Raw genomic sequence first — 3550 nt, forward strand, 5'->3', positions numbered from 1 at the left:
GGCTAAGGATGAGCATTGGCAATGAGAACGATCAAGTGTCAAAAGGGCATTTGGTGGATGCCTTGGCATGCACAGGCGATGAAGGACGTGATACGCTGCGATAAGCCGTGGGGAGCTGCGAATAAGCTTTGATCCATGGATCTCCGAATGGGGGAACCCACCTTAAATGCTTGGAAAATTTAAGTCGTGCGCAAGTACGGCTTAGGTTTCCAAGCATTGTTTAAAGGTATCTTATCCTGAATACATAGGGGTAAGAAGCGAACGCAGGGAACTGAAACATCTAAGTACCTGCAGGAAAGGACATCAACCGAGACTCCGCAAGTAGTGGCGAGCGAACGCGGACCAGGCCAGTGGCAATGAGGAATAAAGTGGAACGACATGGAAAGGTCGGCCGTAGAGGGTGATAGCCCCTTACACGTAGAACACTCATTGTCCTTGAGTAAGGCGGGACACGTGAAATCCTGTCTGAACATGGGGAGACCACTCTCCAAGCCTAAGTACTCGTGCATGACCGATAGCGAACAAGTACCGTGAGGGAAAGGTGAAAAGCACCCCGACAAGGGGAGTGAAATAGAACCTGAAACCGGATGCCTACAAACAGTTGGAGCCCGCAAGGGTGACAGCGTACCTTTTGTATAATGGGTCAACGACTTAGTGTGACGAGCAAGCTTAAGCCGATAGGTGAAGGCGCAGCGAAAGCGAGTCTGAACAGGGCGTTCAGTTCGTCGCATTAGACCCGAAACCGAGTGATCTAGCCATGAGCAGGTTGAAGGTTGGGTAACACCAACTGGAGGACCGAACCCGCATCTGTTGCAATAGATTGGGATGACTTGTGGTTAGGGGTGAAAGGCCAATCAAACTCGGAAATAGCTGGTTCTCCGCGAAAACTATTTAGGTAGTGCGTCGACCGAATACCCTCGGGGGTAGAGCACTGGATGGGCTATGGGGACTCACCGTCTTACTGATCCTAACCAAACTCCGAATACCGAGGAGTACTAGTCGGCAGACACACGGCGGGTGCTAACGTCCGTCGTGAAAAGGGCAACAACCCTGACCTCCAGCTAAGGTCCCCAAGTCATGGCTAAGTGGGAAAGGATGTGAGGATCCCAAAACAACCAGGATGTTGGCTTAGAAGCAGCCATCATTTAAAGAAAGCGTAACAGCTCACTGGTCTAAATAAGGGTCTTTGCGCCGAAAATGTAACGGGGCTAAAGCCATGCACCGAAGCTGAGGATACGTCGCAAGACGTGTGGTAGCGGAGCGTTCCGTAAGCCTGTGAAGGGATACYCGTGAGGGGTCCTGGAGGTATCGGAAGTGCGAATGTTGACATGAGTAACGATAAAGAGGGTGAGAGACCCTCTCGCCGAAAGACCAAGGGTTCCTGCTTAAAGTTAATCTGAGCAGGGTTAGCCGGCCCCTAAGACGAGGCGGACACGCGTAGTCGATGGGAACCACGTTAATATTCGTGGGCCTGGTGGTAGTGACGGATCGCTTAACTTGTTCACACTTATTGGATTGTGTGGGCGGGGACGCGGTTCCAGGAAATAGCTCCACCGTATAGACCGTACCCGAAACCGACACAGGTGGTCAGGTAGAGTATACCAAGGCGCTTGAGAGAACTATGCTGAAGGAACTCGGCAAATTGCACGCGTAACTTCGGAAGAAGCGTGACCCCAAGGGACGCAAGTCTGTTGGGGTGGCACAGACCAGGGGGTAGCGACTGTTTATCAAAAACACAGGGCTCTGCGAAGTCGCAAGACGACGTATAGGGTCTGACGCCTGCCCGGTGCTGGAAGGTTAAGAGGAGGGGTGCAAGCTCTGAATCGAAGCCCCAGTAAACGGCGGCCGTAACTATAACGGTCCTAAGGTAGCGAAATTCCTTGTCGGGTAAGTTCCGACCTGCACGAATGGCGTAACGACTTCCCCGCTGTCTCCAGCATAGACTCAGTGAAATTGAATTCCCCGTGAAGATGCGGGGTTCCTGCGGTCAGACGGAAAGACCCCGTGCACCTTTACTATAGCTTTACACTGGCATTCGTGTCGGCATGTGTAGGATAGGTGGTAGGCTTTGAAGCAGGGACGCCAGTTCTTGTGGAGCCATCCTTGAAATACCACCCTTATCGTCATGGATGTCTAACCGCGGTCCGTTATCCGGATCCGGGACAGTGTATGGTGGGTAGTTTGACTGGGGCGGTCGCCTCCGAAAGAGTAACGGAGGCGCGCGATGGTGGGCTCAGACCGGTCGGAAATCGGTCGTCGAGTGCAATGGCATAAGCCCGCCTGACTGCGAGACTGACAAGTCGAGCAGAGACGAAAGTCGGTCATAGTGATCCGGTGGTCCCGCGTGGAAGGGCCATCGCTCAACGGATAAAAGGTACGCCGGGGATAACAGGCTGATGACCCCCAAGAGTCCATATCGACGGGGTTGTTTGGCACCTCGATGTCGGCTCATCGCATCCTGGGGCTGGAGCAGGTCCCAAGGGTTTGGCTGTTCGCCAATTAAAGCGGTACGTGAGCTGGGTTCAGAACGTCGTGAGACAGTTCGGTCCCTATCTGCCGTGGGTGTAGGAATATTGACAGGATCTGTCCCTAGTACGAGAGGACCGGGATGGACATATCTCTGGTGGACCTGTTGTCCTGCCAAGGGCATAGCAGGGTAGCTATATATGGAATGGATAACCGCTGAAGGCATCTAAGCGGGAAACCAACCTGAAAACGAGTATTCCCTTGAGAACCGTGGAAGACGACCACGTTGATAGGCTGGGTGTGGAAGTGCGGCAACGCATGAAGCTTACCAGTACTAATCGTTCGATTGGCTTGATCGTTCCCATTGCTCATGCTCATCTCCAGATGAGCGACGTGTTCAAAACAAAACGAGTGAAGGCGATAAACCGCAAGCGGTTTACGCCGACCTCACCAGCTTCTCATCCGGTTTGCGTCCGCTAGACGCAAATCTTGCGCTTTGCCGACCTGGTGGTTCTGGCGGGGTGGCTGCACCCGTTCCCATTCCGAACACGGCCGTGAAACGCCCCAGCGCCGATGGTACTTCGTCTTAAGACGCGGGAGAGTAGGTCGCTGCCAGGTCTGCAAAGCGCAAGAAAATCCGGAAATCTTCTCGACACAAAACTCGGCCAAGCCGAAACGCAAGGGCCGCCACCAAGCGGCCTTTTTGCGTAGGNTCCCATTCCGAACACGGCCGTGAAACGCCCCAGCGCCGATGGTACTTCGTCTTAAGACGCGGGAGAGTAGGTCGCTGCCAGGTCTGCAAAGCGCAAGATAAAATCCGGAAATCTTCTCGACACAAAACTCGGCCAAGCCGAAACGCAAGGGCCGCCACCAAGCGGCCTTTTTGCGTAGGTAAAATCGAAACACACAACGGGATTTTGCTTCGCAAAACCCGGACCGGAAAAAGCATAAACCGCCAAGCGGTTTACGCTACCGCGCCAAATCCCAMAGGGATTTGCGCTGGACGCGGGGTGGAGCAGCCCGGTAGCTCGTCAGGCTCATAACCTGAAGGCCGCAGGTTCAAATCCTGCCCCCGCAACCAAAT

At 53.8% G+C, this 3550-nt stretch carries 1 tRNA gene and 2 rRNA genes; all 3 read left to right on the forward strand.

Going from position 1 to position 3550, the window contains the following annotated elements:
* Nucleotides 1–29 precede the first annotated feature (29 nt).
* Nucleotides 30–2825 (forward strand): 23S ribosomal RNA (locus ASD01_RS25155).
* 144 nt (nt 2826–2969) lie between these two features.
* Nucleotides 2970–3084 (forward strand): 5S ribosomal RNA (gene rrf, locus ASD01_RS25160).
* Between the two features lie 386 nt (nt 3085–3470).
* A tRNA-Met gene (locus ASD01_RS25165) sits at nt 3471–3547 on the forward strand.
* The last annotated feature ends 3 nt before the right edge of the window (nt 3548–3550 follow it).

Origin of the sequence: Ensifer sp. Root423, from assembly GCF_001426275.1 — a bacterium.
GTDB classification, from domain to species: domain Bacteria; phylum Pseudomonadota; class Alphaproteobacteria; order Rhizobiales; family Rhizobiaceae; genus Ensifer; species Ensifer adhaerens.